Below are 20,372 nucleotides of genomic sequence, written 5' to 3'. Positions count from 1 at the left end.
CTTTTTTATGCCTGAAATTTGTTAACAAGCGTGACAAGATATGCAAAACTTGATATTGAACAAGTTTAAATGTCCCGGACGCTTGCGGGATGTGTTATTACACAATCTTTGAATGAAGCATTCGACGTTAAGGTAAAAGAGGTATTCGATGGGTACTGATCTTCAGCGCAATTTAGTTCTGGTTCCCCAGGGTAGTCTGGAGGGCTATATTCAGGCAGTGAACAGCATCCCGATGCTGACTGCTGAAAAAGAACGGGCACTGGCTGAGCAGTTGCAGAACGACGGTGATCTGGAAGCTGCGCGTCAGCTGGTTATGTCGCACCTGCGTTTTGTGGTCCACATCGCGCGCACTTATTCTGGCTACGGATTGCCACAGGCGGATCTGATCCAGGAAGGTAACATCGGCCTGATGAAAGCGGTTAAACGCTTTGATCCAACGGTCGGTGTGCGTCTGGTCTCCTTTGCAGTGCATTGGATCAAGGCCGAAATACACGAATATGTGCTGCGTAACTGGCGTATGGTTAAAGTCGCCACCACAAAAGCGCAACGTAAGCTATTCTTCAATCTGCGTAAGACTAAAAAACGCCTCGGCTGGTTTAACCAGGATGAAGTGCGTGCAGTTGCGGAAGAATTAGGCGTATCGCCGGAAGATGTCACCGAAATGGAATCCCGGATGAGTGGTCTGGATCACTCCTTCGACGGTTATGACGATGACGACAGCGAAAGCAATTTCGCACCGGCACAGTATCTGGAAGATAAATCGTCCGATCTGGCGACAGTATATGAAAACAACAACTGGGACACGCATGCCGAGCATCGTCTGGCTTATGCGTTGCAGGGGTTGGATGAACGGAGTCAGCAAATCGTCCGTGCACGCTGGCTGGATGAGGATAACAAGCAGACGTTGCAGGAGCTGGCCGATCGGTATGGCGTCTCTGCGGAGCGTGTGCGCCAGCTCGAAAAGAATGCGCTGAAGAAGCTCAAGGATGTGCTCGAGGCATAAGGCCTGACTGAACCCCGAAAGGTCTCTTTAGCGAGACCTTTTTTTTGGCTGTAAAAGAGGGAGAAAGAAGCGTGAAACTGCTGAAGCAATTATTTACTCAGAATCGCCTATGGGCGGAGCAGATCAAAGCAGAAGATCCCAAGTTTTTTGAAAAACTGGCATCACAACAGGCTCCGGAGTATTTATGGATTGGTTGCTCCGATAGCCGGGTGCCGGCGAATGAACTGCTGGGGTTGCTACCGGGTGATGTATTTGTGCATCGCAATGTGGCGAATCTGGTGGTGCATACCGACTTTAACTGTCTCTCCGTGATCCAGTACGCGGTGGAAGTGCTGAAAGTGAAGCACATCATTGTCTGTGGCCATTATCACTGTGGTGGGGTGATTGCGGCGATGGGGAATAAGGAATATGGCCTGATCGATAACTGGCTGCGGAATATCAAGGATATTCATTACAAGTATCAGGCGCAGATGGAAGAAATCGAAGACGAGCATGAGCGGCAGGATTATCTGTGCGAGCTGAATGTGCTCGAGCAGGTGGCGAACGTCTGCTATACCTCGATTGTGCAGAATGCCTGGCGGCGAGGGCAGCCACTGGCGGTGCATGGCTGGATCTATGATGTCAAAGATGGTTTGTTACGTGATCTGGATATTACGGTCAATGCACTGGAGCAGATCCCGGAAGTGTATCGTTCTTCCTGCCAAAAAGTATCAGCCTTGCATCACTCCAAATAAATTCAGAGATACAGCCCCAACCGCGTTGGGGCAGCCGCGCATCAGCAATTTCATTCCTATCTACATACGCTAAGATTACAGTTTCTGTTGCACGTCGGTTGCGGCATCTTTAACTTTTTCACCGCCACGCTGAATATCCTGCCCCACACCATGGATAGTGTTACAAGCACTCAGGAAGAATATGGCAATTAAGAGTCCAGTAATCGTTTTCATCATTTATCCTCGTTAATGTAATACGATAAATATAATTCAGAACACGGACTTTGCCGATAAGGAATCTATTATAACGTGATGATTGTTAACATAGCAGTCCACCGGACCGGCAGGGGTATGGATATAGTATGAAGAATAAAAACCACTATCTGACGGAACAATTTATCACTGAATGGCTGACGCCGGATGTGGGGTTTGTGTTCCGTGCCGGTGAGGTACTGGATGATTTTTCCAGCCCGTATCAGCATATCGAAGTCATGGAGACGGCCGCCTTTGGCCGCGTATTCCGTCTGGATGGTTATCTGATGACCTCGGAAGCCGATGAGTGGTTCTACCATGAAAATCTGAATCATATTCCGGCGATCACGCATCCTGATCCGCGAACCGCACTGATTATCGGCGGCGGGGATGGTGGTTCGGCACGGCAGTTGCTGAAATATCCCGGTATCGAAAAAGTCGTGGTGTGTGAGCTGGATGCCGGTGTGGTGGCGATTGCCGAGGAGTATTTCGGTAAAGTGCATCAGGGCGCATTCCATGATCCGCGCCTGGAACTGGTGATTGCCGATGGGCTGAAATATGTCGCGGCATGTCAGCAGGCTTTTGATTTGATTGTGCTCGATCTGACGGATCCGCAAGGCTATGCCGAACCGCTCTATAGCCGTGAATTTTTCACCGATTGTGCCCGCCTGATTGGTGAGCACGGGTTGTTATCTCTGCACGTCGGTTCACCGCAGTTTCATCGTGAACGGTTTCGCCATTTATTCGCTGAATTAAGCGCTGTATTCCGGGTGGTACGACCGGTACTGATCCCGATCACCCTGTACGGCGGATTCTGGGGTATGGCCTGTGCCAGCCAGTTACGCGATCCGAAACAGCTGGATGCCGGTACGGTTGAACTGCGTCTGCAACAGCGCGGGATCAGCGGTCTGAACTATTACAATGGCGATACCCATCAGGCGGCACTTGCGGTACCAAATTTTGTGCGTCAGTTGCTGCAGCCGGTGTAACGTGCATCAGCCACAGAGCCCGCGAGCTCTGTGGCTGATACTCAGTAGACGGCTTTACCCGGATAACGCGGTTTCTTCAGATTATCTACCGAGAAGATCTCATCCAGCTGGGTTTCGCTGAGCAGACCCCGTTCCAGTACCGCTTCCCGCACTGATTTGCCGGTTGCCACGCACTCTTTACCGATTTCGTCACAGGCATGGTGTCCGATATACGGCGTCAGGAATGTCACCAGACCAATGGAACTGAACACATATTCTTCACAACGCTCCTTATTCGCGGTGATCCCTTCCACGCATTTTTCGCGCAGACAGGTGCAGGCATTGGCGAGCAGGCCGAGCGATTCAAACATACACTGTGCGATGACCGGTTCCATGACATTCAGCTGTAACTGACCCGCTTCGGCGGCCATGGTCACGGTGACATCATTCCCGATCACTTTAAAGCAGACCTGATTCACCACTTCCGGAATCACCGGATTGACCTTGGCCGGCATAATGGAAGAACCAGCCTGCCGCTGCGGCAGGTTAATTTCATGCAGACCGGCCCGGGGACCGGAACTCAGCAGACGCAGATCATTACAGATTTTCGAGAGTTTCATTGCCAGCCGCTTGTAGGCGCTGTGCAGTATCAGATAGGCACCACAGTCTGAAGTTGCCTCAATCAGATCTTCTGCCGGAACATAGTTATGCCCGGTTATTTCCGCCAGATAGCGGATGGCCAGTGCGGAGTAATCCGGCGGAGTGTTCATTCCGGTACCGATAGCCGTCGCCCCCAGATTCACTTCCAGCAACAATTCCTGACAGCGGCCAATACTTTTGATCTCTTCGCGCAACGTGACCGCAAAGGCATGGAACTCCTGACCGAGTGTCATCGGCACGGCATCCTGCAACTGAGTACGGCCCATTTTCAGCACATCATTAAAACGGATCGCTTTATCATCAAAGGCCTTAATCAGTTGTTTCAGATTTGTCAGCAGGCCAAAGGTACTTTCATACAGCGCGACGCGGAAGGCCGTCGGATAAACATCATTGGTCGACTGGCAACGATTCACGTGATCGTTCGGGTTCAGAATGTGATAGGCCCCTTTCGGGTGGCCCTGCAGCTCCAGCGCCAGATTGGCAATGACTTCGTTGGCATTCATGTTGACCGACGTACCGGCGCCGCCCTGAAACAGGTCAATCGGGAACTGATCAAAACAGCGACCGGTAGACAGCATCAGATCGCAGGTGGCGATAATCATTCCTGCCCGTTCCGCATCGATGGTGCCCAGCGCCCGGTTAGCTAATGCCGCCGCTTTTTTGGTATGCAGCAAGCCGTTGATAAATTCCGGTACATCACTGATGCGTTGCTGGCTTATCCTGAAATTATCGATAGCCCGCAGGGTATGAATGCCATAGTAATGTTGGTTATCTACCTGCATGCGGCCCAGCAGATCTTCCTCTTCTCTGAATTGACTCGTCATGATGCGTTCTGCACTTCTTCGGGGGGATAAGCAGAGTATGGCACAGCCATTTTCGTTGAATAATCAGCACGTATGGATGTTTACGTTAGGCTGGATAAAACTGATGGGCAGACCGGTTTTCATTATTTTTAATAAAGGGGAAAATAAAGGTATCTGGTGGCGAACATGGTGCGATTGTGCAGATATCATCGCACTTGATAGGGGAATACGTTATTATTCGGCTCTTTTCCAACATACGGTTGCTGTGCGTTCCGTATTCTGTTTAATCCATAGGAGAGGAAGCCTGTGAACTTGACTAACCCGACGACGATTACGTTCGTCATCTATATTCTGGCGATGATCGGTATCGGCTTTGCCGCATGGCGCTATACCCGCGATCTGTCCGATTACATTCTCGGCGGCCGCAGTCTCGGTAGTTTTGTGACCGCCATGAGCGCCGGCGCTTCCGATATGAGCGGCTGGTTATTGCTGGGTTTGCCGGGCGCCGTGTATGCGTCAGGTATTTCCGAAAGCTGGATTGCCATCGGGCTGATTATCGGTGCGGGGTTTAACTGGATGCTGGTTGCAGGCCGGTTACGTGTTTACACCGAAATTACCCGCAATGCGTTAACTCTGCCGGATTATTTTACTCACCGTTTTGAAGATCGCAGCAAACTGCTGCGGGTGCTGGCGGCGGTGATTATTCTGGTGTTTTTCACGATCTACTGTGCTTCCGGTATGGTGGCTGGTGCCCGTTTATTCGAACAGACGTTTGGCCTGAGCTATGACGTGGCGCTCTGGGCGGGTGCCGCAGCGACGATTCTGTACGTGTTTCTCGGTGGATTTCTGGCGGTAAGCTGGACCGATACCGTACAGGCCACGCTGATGATTTTTGCGCTGTTGCTGACGCCGGTTATTGTGATGTTGCATGCCGGTGGTTTTGACCAGGCGGTACAGGCAATCAATACGCTGGATGTGAAATACAGTGACATGTTCCATGGTACTACCACCATTGGTATTATTTCGCTGATGGCCTGGGGTCTGGGCTATATGGGCCAACCACATATTCTGGCGCGCTTCATGGCGGCCAGTTCAGTGAAAACCATCCCGAATGCACGCCGTATCGGCATGACCTGGATGATTGTGACTCTGGCGGGTGCGGTTGCGGTCGGCTACTTTGGGATCGCTTATTTCTCCGCGCATCCTGAGCAGGCCGGTTCCGTACAGGCAAACCACGAAACCGTGTTTATCTCCTTATCACAACTGCTGTTTAACCCGTGGATTGCCGGTATTTTGCTGTCTGCAATTCTGGCGGCAGTCATGAGTACGCTGTCCTGCCAGTTGCTGGTTTCTTCCTCGGCACTGACCGAAGATTTCTATAAAGTCTTTTTCCGTCCGGATGCCTCGCAGAAAGAGCTGGTTTGGGTTGGCCGTATGATGGTGCTGCTGGTGGCCGTGATTGCGATTGTGATTGCCGCTGATCCAACCAGTAAGGTGCTGGGACTGGTGGGCTATGCCTGGGCCGGTTTTGGTTCTGCGTTTGGTCCGGTGGTGTTGTTATCCCTGACCTGGTCACGCATGACCCGCAATGGCGCGCTGGCGGGTATGCTGATTGGTGCACTGACCGTGATCGTCTGGCGTAACGGTGGCTGGTTCGGGCTGTATGAAATGGTGCCGGGCTTCCTGCTGTCGACGATGGCGATTGTCCTGTTCAGCTTAATGGACAAGGCACCATCCATGCGTATGCAACAGGATTTCGCACTGATGAAGGCCGAAATGGCCGGCTCAAATGATGTGGCTTGTGATCCGGTAACCGAGTAACAACAAAAACCCGTCCTGGAGAGAAAACAGGACGGGCTTCTTCTGAATCAGAGAAACCGGATTAACCGAGCTGAATCTGATGATCCGCACCGACTTCCTGTTCTTTGATAAACGTGGATACGGATTTCCCTTCCGTCACCTGATAAGGCAACGCAGAGGCTTTTTTCATTAATGCGTTGATAATCTGCTCGTTTTTGCGTTGACGACCTTCTTTTTCTGCAATCATCCCGGCAACAGACTGCTCGCTTTTTTCTTCATTGCCTGCCGGTGTGGCCGTGGTGTGTATCTGTAACAGCTGCACGGACTGACCTTGCTCGGTGCAGAGTTCAACCAGCGACAGCAGCGCTTTATTGTCCGACAGCAGCGTAATGGATTTATCCGGCGATGATGCAGCCAGTTTACCCAGTAGCCATGCCCAGGCGATGTCCGGATCCGCGGATGAATTCGTCATGAGTTGGATATTGCACTTATGTTGTAACTGGAGTGCCAGTAATTCTTTGGCTGCCGGTATTGAGACCGATCCGTCTTGCGAAGAGATATTCACGAATATCTGTGGATACATCTGCAGATTTAATGTTGCCAGATGAGACAGATTTTCTTCTGCCAGCAGGAGAATATTTTTTTCCACGTTTATGCTGTGCCTTCTTATTTTAAATTCTGAGCACAGATATTACCTGAAACCAGATGTAAAACAGAGCGGTCTGGAGTTCATATAATTGTCATAATTGATTATTTATCAGTCTGTTGCATCTGAAGAAGGCGAAGTTCAGGCTCAAAAGGCCGGTGCTGTGTTCAGCTCAGCACCGGTATCTGTGGTCAGGACGGTTACAGGATTTGCTTCAGCAGGATATGTGCTTTGAAACGCTGGATCCGGGTCAGCAGACGTTTCACCGCATCCGGATAGTCCGGCAGTTGCTCCAGCTCGCTGAAATGCGTCAGCCGGCGGGTATGCTGCAGAATATTTTCTTTCTCGGCAAAAAAGCGGTCACACAGCAGACGATGCGGATCCCGCAATAACATGCCATTTTCCAGATCCAGCGACCAGGCACGCGGATTCAGGTTGCTGCCGGTGATCAGGCTCAGCTGCTCATCGACAAAAATGCCCTTCAGATGATAAGAGTGCTGTTCATGCTGCCACAGCATGATATTCAGCTGCCCGTTATCAATGAATTGCTGGTAGCGGCTGGCGAAGCGGCGCAGATTGATCTCATACAGATAAGGTAATCCGCCCACGGTCTTGAATGGATCACAGGGTGGAATATAGAAATCATTGGCCGTTTTATCCCCGACAACGATGGTGACTTTGACTTTGCGGTGCAGCAGACCATCGATATCGCGCGCCAGCGAACGCGGCGGATTGAAATACGGCGTGCAGATGAAGATTTCCCGCTCCGCACTGCGCACCAGATCGCGGATAGTACGGTTCAGGCGGTTGCCGCGTTTACCTAAACCGACCAGTGGGGTGACACCAAACTGGCGCGGACCGATCACGCTCTCTTCGAACTCATAACGTCCGGCCTGCAAACGACGACGGAAACGGCGCTGCTCCGCTTTGATCTGTTTGATGCCGGGGATGGTTGGTTTATCCAGCCGCGGAACCGCAGTGTCATTGACGAAGTGACGCAGAATAAAACGGGCAAAACTTTCCGCCAGATCCGCATTCTGGAACTGATGGTAACGGTCAAAACGGTAACGTTCCTGCTGCTGCAGGTACACATTGTTCAGGCTGGCGCCGGAATAGAGTAATGTGTTGTCAAACAGAAAGCCTTTCAGATGCAGCACGCCCAGCCATTCGCGGCGTTTGACCGGGACACCGTAAAACGGAATATCACAGCTCGGATAACGGGTGGCAAATTCCTGATACATCAGATGGTTGCCGGATTGTGCACCTTTACCGATCAGGCCGCGCTGTGCCCGGTGGAAGTCGACAAACACCTTGATATCCAGCTGAGGGCGGGCTTGTTTGGCGGTATACAGAGCCTGCATGATTTCGCGACCGGCTTCATCGTCCTGTAAATACAGTGCCACCAGATAAATCCGGCGTTCCGCACGGGCGATCAGCTCAAGAATACGCTGTTTGAACTGACTGGCCTGATGCAGGATCTGCATGGCGTCACTGTCGACTGGTAACAGCGGCAATTTTTCCAGTTGGCGGCGAAAATAGGCTGAATACAGCATGGCGTTCCTTGTGGCTAGCTTGCTAAATAGTGCAGTAAATAAATCAGATTGTAACAACCGCAGGCGCCAACTGCCAGTTTGCCGGTGGGCCTGTACCGCGTGATCAGAAGTCATCGGCGTCAGATTGCTGCTGTGGCTTGTTCCAGCCACAGCAGTTCTTTCCCTTGCAGGGATGGCGCCATCGTCAGGAACACTTCGCTGTGATAATCATTCCACCACTGCTTTTCCTCATCACTCAGCAAGTCGGTCAGCAACAGGCGCTTATCGAACGGCACCAGCGTCAGATTCCGGAAGGCATACCGTTCAATTTCACCGGATTGTTCAACCGGTTCAACCACCACCAGATTCTCGCAGCGCATCCCAAATGAACCTTCGCGGTAATAACCCGGTTCATTCGAGATCACCATGCCGGGTTCCAGCGCGGTCATGCTGCCTTTCGGGGATATCCGCTGCGGACCTTCATGCACACTCAGCACGTGGCCTACGCCGTGTCCGGTCCCGTGGTCGTAGTTAAAACCGGCCTGCCATAAGGGTAAACGTGCCAGCACATCCAGCTGCATACCACAGGTGCCTTTCGGGAATTGCGTCCGGCTCAGCGCGATATGACCCTTCATGACCAGCGTAAACAGCCGGCGGATCTCATCACTGACCGTACCCACCTGAATGGTCCGGGTAATATCGGTAGTACCTTCATCGTACTGACCACCGGAATCGACCAGATAGATCGCATCCTGTCCGAAAAGGCGGGGGGTGGTATTCCGGAAATTATAGTGCGGTAACGCCGCATTCGGACCCAGGGCGGAAATGGTCGCGAAGCTTGGCTCCAGATAACCGGGTTGCTGCAACCGGTAACTTTCCAGTTTTTCGGCCAGCAGCGCTTCGTTGCTTTGTAATCCGTCCGTTACTGCCTGATCCAGCCAGGCCAGAAAGTGGCACATGGCAATGGCATCTTTACGGTGAGCTTCCTGCATACCGGCGATTTCGGTGGCATTCTTGCGGGCTTTCGCCAGCAGACAGGGATCAGGCTGCTCCAGCAGCTGCGCTCCATACTGCTGCAGTTGCAGTGCACTGGCGGCATTGGTACTGGCGCTGTCGAGCCAGACTCTGAGCGCATCTTCTCCCAGGCGTTGCAAGACATCGTTCAGTTTGTCTGCCGGATAGACGGAAACGTCATTGCCGACATGAGTGCTGAACTGGCAGTCCAGCCGGCTTGGTTCGATAAACAGATCCAGCGCGGCATTGCTGTATAAAATGGCAAACGCATTGACTACCGGCAGTGCCGGAATATCGCTGCCGCGAATGTTCAGCAGCCAGTTAATGGATTCATTTTGTGTTAACAGCAACGCATCGGCTGAGCTGGCCCGCAACTGTGTCGCAATGCGCTGACGTTTTGACGGACTGCTTTCACCGGCAATCGTTTCGGCAAACAAGCGAGCCGGTGCCGAAGAGGGTGCCGGACGTTCCTGCCAGTGCAGGTCGATCGGGTTTTCTGCCAGCGAAAGCAGGCTGATCTGCGCGGCAGCCAGCGTCTGCTCGGTCTTCCGGTACCATTCCAGGCTGTGCAGACGGGCGTCAACGCCAACCCGGCTGCCGGCGGGTAACTGTTGGGTTAACCAGTCAGTGACCGGATCCTGGTTCAGGTGCAGAAAAACAAACTGCTCTTCCGCGACCTGTTGCCGGGCCTGTACGGTATAGCGTCCGTCAACAAACAAGGCTGCTTTATCATTCAGGATCACCGCGACACCGGCAGAGCCGGTAAAGCCGGTTAACCACGCCAGTCGTTCATCGGCCGGTGACGTGTATTCTCCGAGGTGTTCATCCTCATGAGGAACAATAAATGCCTGTATATCAAATTTTTGCATTGAACGGCGGAGGGTATCCAGGCGTTCTGCAACTGAAGGTTGAGTAGACATGCGAGCATCCGCGTGAAGCTAAAAATGGCCGAAGAATATCATAAATCAGACAGAGGTGACGGAAGTTTGTCAGTTGCAATATTAAAGAGATGCTGAACAACAAAGCTTGATAAATTGATTTTCTGCCCGCATGTTAATAAGAATCAATATTCTGTTTTTGTGCCGCATTCTGAGGTAAGTTCCGATGAGCAACCCGCTGTTATCTATGGATGGCTTGCCGCCGTTCAGCAAAATCAAACCAGAGCATGTACAGCCTGCTGTACAGCAGGCTATTGGTGAAGCCAAACAGCGTATCGCTGACGTATTGCGCTCATCTGACAATCTTACCTGGGATAGCCTGATTGCTCCGCTGGAAGAGAGCGATGATCGCCTGTCGCGGATCTGGTCGCCGGTCAGTCACATGAATTCCGTCGTGAATAATGATGAATTGCGCGCGGCATATGAAACGTGTCTGCCGCTGTTGTCTGAATATCAGACTTTTGTTGGTCAGAATGCAGGGCTGTATTCTGCTTATCAGCAGCTGGCGGAGAGCAATGACTTCCGCCGTCTGAGTCAGGCACAGCAGCAGCAGGTTAATAACACCCTGCGGGATTTCCGTTTGTCCGGTATCGCGCTCCCTGCGGAACAGCAGCAACGTTACGGCCAGATTGTCAGCCGTTTATCGGAACTGGCTTCGCAATTTAACAACCAGGTGATGGATGCCACACAAGCCTGGATCAAGCAGATCACCGATGAAGCCGAGTTGGCGGGTTTACCTGACTCGGCGAAAGCCGCCGCCAGACAGCAGGCGCAAAGCCGTGAGCTGGAAGGCTGGGTGTTTACACTGGATATTCCGTCTTACCTGCCGCTGATGATGTATGCCGATAGCCGGGCCTTGCGTGAAGAAGCCTATACCGCGTTCACGACCCGCGCGTCGGATCAGGGGCCGGATGCCGGCAAGTGGGATAACTCGCCACTGATTGAAGAAATTCTGGCCTTACGCCACGAACTGGCACAGTTGCTGGGTTTTGCGAATTATGCCGAACGTTCTCTGGCCACCAAGATGGCGCACTCCACCGAACAAGTGATTGATTTTCTGTCCGATCTGGCTGCGCGCTCCCGTCCGCATGCGCAGCGCGAATTGCAGGAGCTGCAGGCTTTCGCCCAGAAAGAACATGGTATTGAAACGCTGGCGGCCTGGGATATCGCGTATTACAGCGAAAAACTGAAACAGCATCTGTATGCCATTTCCAATGAAATGCTGCGTCCTTATTTCCCGGAACATAAAGTGATTCAGGGATTATTCGAGGTGGTGAAGCGCCTGTTCGGTATGCGTATTAAGCCGCATCTGGCCGTTGAAACCTGGCATCCGGACGTGCGTTTCTATGACATTGTCGACGCGGATGGCGAACTGCGCGGCAGCTTCTATCTCGATCTGTATGCCCGCGCCAAGAAACGCGGTGGTGCCTGGATGGACGACTGCATGGGACGCCGTTATCGCCGGGACGGACAGCTGCAACATCCGGTTGCCTATCTGACCTGTAATTTTAACGGTCCGGTGGAGGGCAAACCGGCCCTGTTTACCCATGATGAAGTGGTGACCTTATTCCATGAATTCGGTCATGGCTTGCATCATATGCTGACACAAATCGATGTGGCCGGGGTTGCCGGTATCAACGGGGTGCCGTGGGATGCGGTCGAGCTGCCAAGCCAGTTCCTGGAAAACTGGTGCTGGGAACCGGAAGCGCTGGCGGTGATCTCCGGTCACTATGAAACCGGCGAACCCTTACCGAAAAGCGAGCTGGATAAACTGCTGGCAGCGAAGAATTTCCAGTCTGCCATGCAGATGGTGCGTCAGCTGGAGTTTGCGCTGTTTGATTTCCGTCTGCACCGTGAATACGACCCGCAGCAGGGCGGCCGCGTACAGCAGATCCTGGATGAGGTCCGTCAGCAGGTTGCAGTGATGATGCCACCGGCGTTTAACCGCTTCCAGCACAGCTTCTCGCATATCTTTGGCGGCGGTTATGCGGCAGGCTATTACAGCTATAAATGGGCTGAAGTGTTATCGGCGGATGCGTTCTCCCGGTTTGAAGAAGAAGGGATCTTTAACCCGCAGACCGGGCGTGACTTCCTGCAATATATTCTGGAAAAAGGCGGCTCAGAAGAGCCAATGACGTTATTCAAGGCCTTCCGGGGCAGAGAGCCGAAGATTGATGCTCTGCTGCGTCATTGCGGTATTCAATAAGCACTTTTCCCTGCATATCAGAACGGCACTTAGGTGCCGTTTTTTTTCAAACCGGCTTTTGTTATACAATGCCGTCCAATATCGCGATGAATCCACAGCCACAGGAGCGGGCATGTATCCCATTCAGGTTATTGCAGAAGATCCCGAACGCACTGCGCAGGCCGCTGAGCTGGCAACCCGTTTGCAGCAACAGATGGCGGAGTCACCGTTTGCACTGGTCTGGGGTGAGCAGCATCTTGAGCTGCGTAAGCTGGATGAACCGAAACTGGGCCCGGTGTTTGTCGATTTTGTGGAAGGGGCGGTGGCGCACCGGCGCAAATTCGGTGGCGGGCGCGGACAATCCATCGCCAAAGCGGTGGGTCTGAAGGCGGGCGCCAATCCGACGGTCGTCGATGCTACGGCAGGTCTGGGGCGGGATGCGTTTGTGCTGGCCTCGCTGGGGTGTCAGGTCACGATGCTGGAGCGTCATCCGGTGGTGGCGGCGTTGCTGGCGGATGGATTACAACGTGCGCAGCAGGACAGTGAAATTGGTGGCTGGATGCGTGAACGCATGTCACTGCGTTCCGGTCCGGCATTAGAAAACCTGCAGCAACTGGGGTTTACCCCGGATGTTGTCTATCTCGATCCGATGTTTCCGCACCGGCAGAAATCAGCATTAGTCAAAAAAGAGATGCGGGTGTTTCAGTCGCTGGTGGGGGCAGATCTGGATGCCGATGCACTGTTACCGGCGGCGTTAGCGGTGGCGGGGAAACGGGTGGTGGTCAAGCGTCCGGATTATGCCGGTTATCTCAACGAGATGAAGCCCGGCATGAGTATTGAGACGAAAAGTAACCGCTTTGATGTGTATGTCATCAGCCGCTGATGGGTGTCAGTCGTCGCGCTTTTCGCCCGGCTCGGCGATCGTTGCGATTAAGCGGGCTTTCCGTGCTTCACACGGTTCCGGGCAATCGCACTCTTTTTCGATACCGATCGCATCCAGCCCACCGCATGAACCGTGGATCCGTTTCCGCTGGATAATGTAACCAACGGCCATAATCAGAAACACCACCAGAAACAGTGAGAAGGTGGCAAAGAAGATCATCATAGACAGATCCTTGTTAAGAGCCAGCCTGAGGCTGGCTTTTCGTTATGCGATGTTCGTGACTATCAACCGCCGAAATCATCCAGCAGAATATTGTCATCTTCGACGCCCAGATCTTTCAGCATCTTGATCACTGCCGCATTCATCACCGGTGGGCCGCACATGTAGAATTCACAATCTTCCGGTGCCGGATGGTCGCGCAGGTAGCTTTCATACAGCACGTTATGAATAAAACCGGTATGGCCGGTCCAGTTATCTTCCGGTTGTGGATCACTCAATGCGACATTCCAGGTGAAGTTAGGATGCGTAGCGGCCAGCTGATTGAAATCATCAACATAGAACATCTCGCGCACCGAACGTGCACCATACCAGAAACTGATCTTGCGATCGGAATCCAGACGTTTCAGCTGGTCGAAAATGTGCGAACGCATTGGCGCCATACCGGCACCACCGCCGATAAACACCATTTCAGCTTTGGTTTTCTTCGCGAAGAACTCACCGAATGGTCCGGAGATCGTCACCTTATCACCGGGTTTCAGCGACCAGATGTAAGACGACATCTGACCGGGTGGTGCGGTCATCTGATTGAACGGCGGCGTGGCAATACGCACGTTCAGCAGAATGATGCCTTTCTCTTCCGGGTAGTTCGCCATGGAGTATGCCCGGATGATCGGTTCATCGACTTTCGATTCCAGATCGAACAGCTTGAAACGGTCCCAGTCAGCGCGGTACATCGCCGGGACATCAAAGTCACGGAAATGGACATGATGCGGTTCCGCTTCAATCTGAATATAGCCACCGGCACGGAACGGGACATGTTCCCCTTCCGGAATGGCCAGCTTCAGTTCCTTGATAAAAGTGGCAACGTTGTCGTTAGACACGACCGTACATTCCCATTTCTTGACGCCGAAAATCTCTTCCGGTAATTCGATGGCCATATCCTGACGCACCGTAACCTGACAGGCCAGTCGCTCACCTTCGCGGGCTTCGCGTTTACTCAGGTGGTTCATCTCAGTCGGGAGCACATCGCCACCGCCGGAGAGCACTTTACAGCGGCACTGACCGCAGGTGCCGCCGCCGCCACAGGCGGAAGAAATGAAAATGCCATTGGCTGCCAGCGCGCCGAGCAGTTTGCCGCCGGCTTCGGTGGTGATCCCTTTTTCCGGCTCGTCGTTGATACTTATTTTGACATCGCCGGCACTGACCAGTTTGGATTTGGCCGCCAGGATCAGCACTACCAGTGCCAGTACAATCAGCGTGAACATCACCACGCCCAGAATTACTTCTTGCATTACTGGCTCCTTACAGCGAAATACCGGAAAAAGACATAAAGCCCAGGGCCATCAGTCCGGCGGTGATAAAGGTAATGCCCAGTCCACGCAAGCCGGGTGGCACATCAGAGTATTTCATCTTCTCGCGGATGGCGGCCATCAGCACGATCGCCAGCGCCCAGCTGATGCCGGAGCCCACACCGTAGACCACCGATTCGGGGAAATTATATTCCCGTTGCACCATGAAAGAGACGCCACCAAAGATGGCGCAGTTCACCGTGATCAGTGGCAGAAAGATCCCGAGCGCGCTGTAAAGTGACGGCACATAGCGATCAAGAAACATTTCCAGAATTTGTACTAATGCCGCGATAACGCCGATATAGGTGATGAATCCCAGAAAGGTGAGATCCATGCCCTGCACCAGCGCATTTTCTTTCAGTACATAGGTAAACACCAGATTGTTGGCCGGTACGGCGATAGCCTGCACCACAACCACGGCAATACCGAGACCCATCGCGGTCTTTACCTTTTTGGATACTGCCAGAAAGGTACACATCCCCAGAAAGAATGAGAGCGCCAGGTTTTCAATGAAAATCGATTTAACAAACAGACTCAGATAGTGTTCCATGGCTTACTCCTTGTGGCCATGTTCAGTCGGTTCCTGTTGTTCCGGACGTAACGTCCGCAGAACCCAGATAAACAAACCAATGAGGAAGAAGGCGCTTGGCGGCATCAGTAACATACCGTTCGGAATGTACCATCCGCCATTGTTGACGGTTTCAAACAGCGTGATACCGAACCAGCTGCCGGAACCGATGACTTCACGGATGGTACCCACGAGCAGCAGAATAAAACCATAACCCAGACCGTTGCCGATGCCATCCAGGAATGACAGCCACGGCGGACTTTTCATCGCATAAGCTTCCGCCCGCCCCATGACGATACAGTTGGTGATGATCAGACCCACAAACACAGACAGCTGTTTGGATAACTCATAGGAGAACGCTTTCAGCAGCTGGTCAACCACGATCACCAGTGAGGCGATGATGGTCATTTGCACGATGATGCGCACACTGTTGGGAATAATATGGCGGATCAGCGAGATAAACAGGTTCGAAAACCCGGTGACGACGGTGACTGCCAGCGCCATGACAAACGCCGTTTCCATTTTGCTGGTAACGGCCAGGGCAGAACAAATCCCCAGAACCTGCAGCATGATCGGGTTATTGCTGATAAACGGGCTGAGCAGCACCTTTTTTGCTTCGTTATGATCAGTCATGTTGTAATTCTCCGCTACGCAGTTTGCTCAGGAAAGTGCCATACCCATGCTGTCCCATCCAGTATGCAAACAGGTGTTCAACACCGTTACTGGTCAGCGTGGAGCCGGAGAGACCATCTACCTTATGCCGTTCCGACAGGTCCGCGTGGCCCTTGATGATCTTCAGCTCAAATTGTCCGTTAGCGTTATAAAACTGCTTGCCCGGCCACAGTGCCTGCCAGCGTGGATTCTGGATTTCACTGCCCAGACCGGGGGTTTCGCCATGATCATAAAAGGTGATGCCTTTAACCGTATTGCCGTCAGGTTGCAGGGCGATAAAACCGTACATGGTTGACCATAAGCCCTGTCCGTAAACCGGTAATATCAGGGTTTCAGTTTGTCCCTGTTCATTTTTGACAAAGTACACCGGTGCCAGTTTTGCACGGCGACGGATCCCGGCGACATCGCTGTCTGCCGGAATGGCAATACTGCGGGCCGGATCTTTTGCGGCGCGGACCATGTCATAGGTATCTGCATTGCCGGCCACAAATTCACCGGTGGTTAAATCGATCAGCTCAGCCTTAATGCGTTGCTGATAGGTCTGGCGAATATTTTCCTGTGGCAGCTGCGCCACGCTCAGAATATTGGCCTGACGGTCACGGGCTTTGGCTGCCTCCTGCCAGGGACGCAGACCTACGGCGGAGCCGGCTACCAGAATGGAGCAGATCAGACAGAGTCCGCCGACCACCGCAAAAGTTCTGCCAATGGAGTCGTGTTGATTAGCCACGGGCGATCCTCCGCTTGATATTGGCTTGGGCGACAAAATAATCGAATAATGGCGCAAACAGGTTGGCGAACAGGATCGCCAGCATCATGCCTTCCGGGAAGGCCGGATTGACGACCCGGATCAAAATCACCATGACGCCGATCAGTGCGCCATACCACCATTTCCCGGGATCGGTAAACGAGGCGGATACCGGATCGGTTGCCATGAAGGCCATCCCGAACGCAAAACCGCCCAGTACCAGATGCCAGTGCCAGGGCATGGAGAACATGTGGTTGGTCTCGGAACCGATGACATTAAACAGGGTTGCGGTTGCCACCATCCCGAGCATCACGCCGGCAATAATGCGCCAGGAAGCAATGCCCATGTAAACGATGACGGCCATACCGAGCAGGATCATCAGGGTGGATACTTCACCGATGGAGCCGGGAAGATTGCCAAGGAACGCATCTATCCAGTGAATCGGTTGTCCGGTACTGTTGTTAATCAGTGCGTGCTGACCCCCGGTCATCCACTGACTGAGTGAGGTAGCGCCGGAATAACCGTCAACCGGTACCCATACTTTGTCTCCGGAAATCTGTGCCGGATAGGCAAAAAACAGGAAGGCCCGGCCGGCCAGTGCCGGGTTCATGAAGTTTTTACCGGTGCCACCGAACAGCTCTTTTGCTACCACCACCCCGAATGAGATGCCCAGCGCTGCCTGCCAGAGAGGCAGTGTCGGCGGTACAATCAGCGCGAACAGGATGGAGGTGACAAAGAAGCCTTCATTGATTTCGTGTCTGCGCACGATACAGAACAGCACTTCCCAGAACCCGCCGATGGCAAACACGGTGAGGTAAATCGGCAGAAAATAACTGGCACCCAGCAGTATTTTGCTGCAGATACCGGCATCGGCCTGCAGGGAACCGCCCAGCAGTGATGTCAGCCAATAGTGCCAGTTACCGTCGATCAGCTGGGCCAGTGAGGCGGCACTTTGCTCACCCAGCGCCAGGATGGTCTGATTCCCAATGTTATACATGCCCCAGAACATAGCCGGAAATACCGCAAACCAGACCATGATCATGATGCGTTTCAGATCAACGTTGTCACGAATATGTGATGATTTGCCGGTGACCGTGCCGGGGGTATAGAAAATAGTCGCGGCCGCTTCATAAAGCGGAAACCAGCGCTCAAAACGCCCGCCGGGCAAAAATTGTGGCTCGAATTTTTCGAGCAGATGCTTAAGGCTCATCAATCAGCCCTCCAGTTCAATTTTGGTCAGACATTTACGTAGCAGAGGACCGTATTCTGTTTTGCCCGGGCAAACGAAGGTGCATAACGCCAGATCTTCCTCATCCAGCTCCAGACAGCCGAGTTGCTGTGCGCTGTCGGTATCACCGGCGGCCAAATCCCGCAGCAACAGCGTCGGCAAGATGTCGAGCGGCATGATTTTTTCGTAATTGCCGATAGGCACCATCGCACGCTCACTGCCGTTTTTGGCGGTGGTAAATACCAGACGTTTGACGTTCGACAGATGTCCCATGAAACTGCGGGTCACGGAAAATTTATCCTGTCCCGGCATGATCCAGCCGAGAAACACTTTCTCTCTGCCTTCCGGCAACACGGATACCTGCAGATGGAAGCGCCCCAGATAGTCATGGACTTCCGCGGCCTTGTTTCCGGACAGTACGGAGCCGGAAATGATCCGCTGTTCACCCGCCAGTAGCTGATTGCGGGTCAGCTCACTGAGACAGGCGCCCAGCTGAGTGCGCACCAGACGGGGAGCGCTGACACCGGGACCGGCCAGACTGACAATCCGCTCGTTATAAAGTTCACCGCTCGCAAACAGATGACCGATGGCAATGACATCCTGATAATTGATATGCCAGAGCGTCTTTTTCGCGGATGCCGGTTCGGTGAAATGGATATGTGTTCCCGCTAAGCCTGCCGGATGCGGACCGGTAAAGACCCTTTCCTCCACGTTGGCGACATGTGAATGCGGCAGCGAATTTTCCCCTTTGCACACATACACTTTGCCATCTGTCAGACGGGATAAGAGGGTCAGGCCATTGACGAAGGCGACAGGCTGCTGTTCGATGATCAGCTCAGCACTGGCGGCCAGAGGATTGGTATCCATGGCGGTGACAAAAATGGCTTTGGGTACGGAACCGGGTACCGGCGATTTACTGTAGGGCCGGGTTCGCAGTGCCGTCCACATCCCTGAATTCAGCAGTTGCTGTTGTACCTGCTCACGGGAAAGCTGAGGTAACTCCTCATCCTGATAACGCTGAAAACTGACTGCGCCGATGGTTGGATCCTGAGCAATCACTAACGCCTGGAAAACGCGCTGATGTCCCCGGTGGATTTCTGTCACCAGGCCAGACGCGGGGGCGGTGAATATCACGCCCGGATTTTTCTTGTTTTCAAAAAGAGGTTGCCCCTTTTTGACGTGGTCTCCCACTTTCACCAGCATAGTTGGTTTGAGTCCCGGGAACTCCTCACCGAGCAGCGCGACGTGATGGACCGCTGGCGCCTCATAGATGACTTGTTCCGGCGCACCACTGATAGGGATATCTAATCCTTTTTTTATCGTGATCATTGTCTTTCCCAGTTGATGAACAGAGAAAACCAGAACGACCTACACATCCATTTCCGGGGTGAAGCGGAGTGAAAAGGTGGTAAGTAATAGATCCGTTGACATGACGTAATGAGCATCCTGGCTTTTGTACAGAGGATACCAATATAATTTTTACAATAGTAGTGTGCGCTTTATGCCGACGTCTGATTTTGGGTCTTCTGTTCAGGCATTCGGGGGATCCGCAGCAAAATGCAGAGAAATCATGCTGTTTGCGACCCGCGGGTTTACGGCAGGAGAAAAAAGAGGGCTTGCGCCCTCAGGCATCGATGAATGATCAAAACGGGTAAGATGTGATGATGGAATTTATTCCATCAGGGTCAGTGCATCAGCAAGGATTTTGTCGCCACGCATCATGCCGTAATCCATGCTGTTAATAATGGCGATCGGTTTGTTCAGCTCGCTGGCCTTTTTCTTGAATTCGTCAAATTTATAACGGATCTGGGGGCCTAACAGACAGCAGTCATAATTCGGCAGCGTCGCTTCAAATTCCTCCATACCGACCGCATTGATTTCGACCTCGATCCCTTTCTGGGTGGCAGCCTGACGCATTTTGTTGACGACCATGCTGGTGGACATGCCGGCAGCACAGCAGAGAAAAATCTTTTTCATGGCAAGAAGGCTCCTGTATCTGGTCTCAAACGAAATTATCGGTAATTGTTTTTACACTGTGGCATGGGGCGGCATCATGGTCTGTGAACTGATTCTCAAAATGGGATATGGTGTCACGGTGAATAACCAGCCTGTGGGCTTCGGTGCGTGATCCGGCGTGCGATGTTCTACGTAACTATGTGAGACTGCTGCGATGGCAGGCGGATTTACAACAGAA

Annotated in this window: 20 protein-coding genes; 7 read left to right on the top strand and 13 right to left on the bottom strand. The window is 52.8% G+C overall.

Annotated elements, in window-relative coordinates; translation table 11 throughout:
• The first annotated feature begins 148 nt into the window (after positions 1 to 148).
• Both rpoH and can read left to right on the top strand, forming a co-directional pair.
• Positions 149 to 1,003 carry an RNA polymerase sigma factor RpoH gene (rpoH, locus tag TOLA_RS15455; protein WP_015880048.1) on the top strand — a complete coding sequence of 285 codons (855 nt, stop codon included), beginning with the start codon at positions 149 to 151 and terminating at the stop codon, positions 1,001 to 1,003.
• 71 nt (positions 1,004 to 1,074) lie between these two features.
• Positions 1,075 to 1,737 carry a carbonate dehydratase gene (can, locus tag TOLA_RS15450; RefSeq protein WP_015880047.1) on the top strand — a complete coding sequence of 221 codons (663 nt, stop codon included), beginning with the start codon at positions 1,075 to 1,077 and terminating at the stop codon, positions 1,735 to 1,737.
• A gap of 75 nt (positions 1,738 to 1,812) precedes the next feature.
• Here can and TOLA_RS15445 read toward each other — a convergent pair whose 3' ends face one another.
• Positions 1,813 to 1,950 carry an entericidin A/B family lipoprotein gene (locus tag TOLA_RS15445; RefSeq protein ID WP_015880046.1) on the bottom strand — a complete coding sequence of 46 codons (138 nt, stop codon included), beginning with the start codon at positions 1,948 to 1,950 and terminating at the stop codon, positions 1,813 to 1,815.
• A 128-nt stretch (positions 1,951 to 2,078) separates the two neighbouring features.
• Here TOLA_RS15445 and speE point away from each other — a divergent pair, with 128 nt between their 5' ends.
• On the top strand, positions 2,079 to 2,957 hold the full coding sequence (gene speE, locus TOLA_RS15440; RefSeq protein WP_015880045.1) for a polyamine aminopropyltransferase: 879 nt from the start codon (positions 2,079 to 2,081) through the stop codon (positions 2,955 to 2,957).
• Positions 2,958 to 2,998: 41 nt separating this feature from the next.
• Here the strand turns inward: speE and aspA are convergent, their stop codons facing one another.
• A complete protein-coding gene (gene aspA, locus TOLA_RS15435; RefSeq protein WP_015880044.1) occupies positions 2,999 to 4,420 on the bottom strand; it encodes an aspartate ammonia-lyase in 1,422 nt (473 codons plus the stop codon).
• 285 nt (positions 4,421 to 4,705) lie between these two features.
• On the opposite strand from aspA, the gene putP reads away from it, so the two are divergent.
• A complete protein-coding gene (gene putP / locus TOLA_RS15425) occupies positions 4,706 to 6,220 on the top strand; it encodes a sodium/proline symporter PutP (RefSeq protein ID WP_015880043.1) in 1,515 nt (504 codons plus the stop codon).
• 61 nt (positions 6,221 to 6,281) lie between these two features.
• Here putP and TOLA_RS15420 read toward each other — a convergent pair whose 3' ends face one another.
• The 3 genes from TOLA_RS15420 to TOLA_RS15410 all read right to left on the bottom strand — a co-directional run bounded on the left by TOLA_RS15420 (position 6,282) and on the right by TOLA_RS15410 (position 10,311).
• Positions 6,282 to 6,848, bottom strand: coding sequence for a hypothetical protein (locus TOLA_RS15420; protein WP_015880042.1), 567 nt, complete (start codon positions 6,846 to 6,848; stop codon positions 6,282 to 6,284).
• A 197-nt stretch (positions 6,849 to 7,045) separates the two neighbouring features.
• Complete coding sequence (gene pssA, locus TOLA_RS15415) at positions 7,046 to 8,398, bottom strand: CDP-diacylglycerol--serine O-phosphatidyltransferase (RefSeq protein WP_015880041.1); 1,353 nt, start codon at positions 8,396 to 8,398, stop codon at positions 7,046 to 7,048.
• A 119-nt stretch (positions 8,399 to 8,517) separates the two neighbouring features.
• The gene (locus tag TOLA_RS15410) at positions 8,518 to 10,311 is read right to left on the bottom strand and encodes an aminopeptidase P family protein (protein ID WP_015880040.1); all 1,794 of its coding nucleotides are present in this window, start codon (positions 10,309 to 10,311) and stop codon (positions 8,518 to 8,520) included.
• Between the two features lie 184 nt (positions 10,312 to 10,495).
• On the opposite strand from TOLA_RS15410, the gene prlC reads away from it, so the two are divergent.
• Both prlC and TOLA_RS15400 read left to right on the top strand, forming a co-directional pair.
• Positions 10,496 to 12,535, top strand: a complete 2,040-nt coding sequence (gene prlC, locus TOLA_RS15405) for an oligopeptidase A (RefSeq protein ID WP_015880039.1) — start codon at positions 10,496 to 10,498, stop codon at positions 12,533 to 12,535.
• A gap of 112 nt (positions 12,536 to 12,647) precedes the next feature.
• On the top strand, positions 12,648 to 13,397 hold the full coding sequence (locus tag TOLA_RS15400) for a class I SAM-dependent methyltransferase (RefSeq protein ID WP_015880038.1): 750 nt from the start codon (positions 12,648 to 12,650) through the stop codon (positions 13,395 to 13,397).
• 6 nt (positions 13,398 to 13,403) lie between these two features.
• Here the strand turns inward: TOLA_RS15400 and nqrM are convergent, their stop codons facing one another.
• From nqrM to TOLA_RS15360, 8 genes are all read right to left on the bottom strand, one after another.
• Entirely contained in the window at positions 13,404 to 13,619 is a 216-nt protein-coding gene (gene nqrM, locus TOLA_RS15395) for a (Na+)-NQR maturation NqrM (protein WP_015880037.1), read from the bottom strand.
• 62 nt (positions 13,620 to 13,681) lie between these two features.
• Positions 13,682 to 14,908 (bottom strand): NADH:ubiquinone reductase (Na(+)-transporting) subunit F, encoded by a 1,227-nt coding sequence (gene nqrF, locus TOLA_RS15390; protein WP_015880036.1) that lies wholly within the window; start codon positions 14,906 to 14,908, stop codon positions 13,682 to 13,684.
• A 10-nt stretch (positions 14,909 to 14,918) separates the two neighbouring features.
• Positions 14,919 to 15,515: an NADH:ubiquinone reductase (Na(+)-transporting) subunit E gene (nqrE, locus tag TOLA_RS15385; RefSeq protein ID WP_015880035.1), complete on the bottom strand. Its 597-nt coding sequence runs from the start codon at positions 15,513 to 15,515 to the stop codon at positions 14,919 to 14,921.
• A gap of 3 nt (positions 15,516 to 15,518) precedes the next feature.
• Complete coding sequence (locus TOLA_RS15380; protein ID WP_015880034.1) at positions 15,519 to 16,166, bottom strand: NADH:ubiquinone reductase (Na(+)-transporting) subunit D; 648 nt, start codon at positions 16,164 to 16,166, stop codon at positions 15,519 to 15,521.
• Positions 16,159 to 16,932 carry a Na(+)-translocating NADH-quinone reductase subunit C gene (locus TOLA_RS15375; protein WP_015880033.1) on the bottom strand — a complete coding sequence of 258 codons (774 nt, stop codon included), beginning with the start codon at positions 16,930 to 16,932 and terminating at the stop codon, positions 16,159 to 16,161. Before TOLA_RS15375 ends, TOLA_RS15380 begins: the two co-directional genes overlap by 8 nt.
• Positions 16,925 to 18,160, bottom strand: coding sequence for an NADH:ubiquinone reductase (Na(+)-transporting) subunit B (locus tag TOLA_RS15370; protein WP_015880032.1), 1,236 nt, complete (start codon positions 18,158 to 18,160; stop codon positions 16,925 to 16,927). The genes TOLA_RS15375 and TOLA_RS15370 overlap by 8 nt, the downstream gene beginning before the upstream one ends.
• A gap of 3 nt (positions 18,161 to 18,163) precedes the next feature.
• Positions 18,164 to 19,507 (bottom strand): Na(+)-translocating NADH-quinone reductase subunit A, encoded by a 1,344-nt coding sequence (locus TOLA_RS15365; protein WP_015880031.1) that lies wholly within the window; start codon positions 19,505 to 19,507, stop codon positions 18,164 to 18,166.
• Positions 19,508 to 19,849: 342 nt separating this feature from the next.
• Complete coding sequence (locus TOLA_RS15360; protein ID WP_015880030.1) at positions 19,850 to 20,155, bottom strand: PTS sugar transporter subunit IIB; 306 nt, start codon at positions 20,153 to 20,155, stop codon at positions 19,850 to 19,852.
• On the opposite strand from TOLA_RS15360, the gene TOLA_RS16810 reads away from it, so the two are divergent.
• The gene (locus tag TOLA_RS16810; protein ID WP_171804921.1) at positions 20,154 to 20,306 is read left to right on the top strand and encodes a hypothetical protein; all 153 of its coding nucleotides are present in this window, start codon (positions 20,154 to 20,156) and stop codon (positions 20,304 to 20,306) included. The genes TOLA_RS15360 and TOLA_RS16810 overlap by 2 nt on opposite strands.
• Positions 20,307 to 20,372: the final 66 nt, after the last annotated feature.

The sequence above is a fragment of the Tolumonas auensis DSM 9187 genome (assembly GCF_000023065.1).
GTDB classification, from domain to species: Bacteria; Pseudomonadota; Gammaproteobacteria; order Enterobacterales; family Aeromonadaceae; genus Tolumonas; species Tolumonas auensis.
The sequence above is the reverse complement of the archived record's forward strand: the minus strand, read 5'-3'. Positions and strand labels throughout refer to the sequence as shown.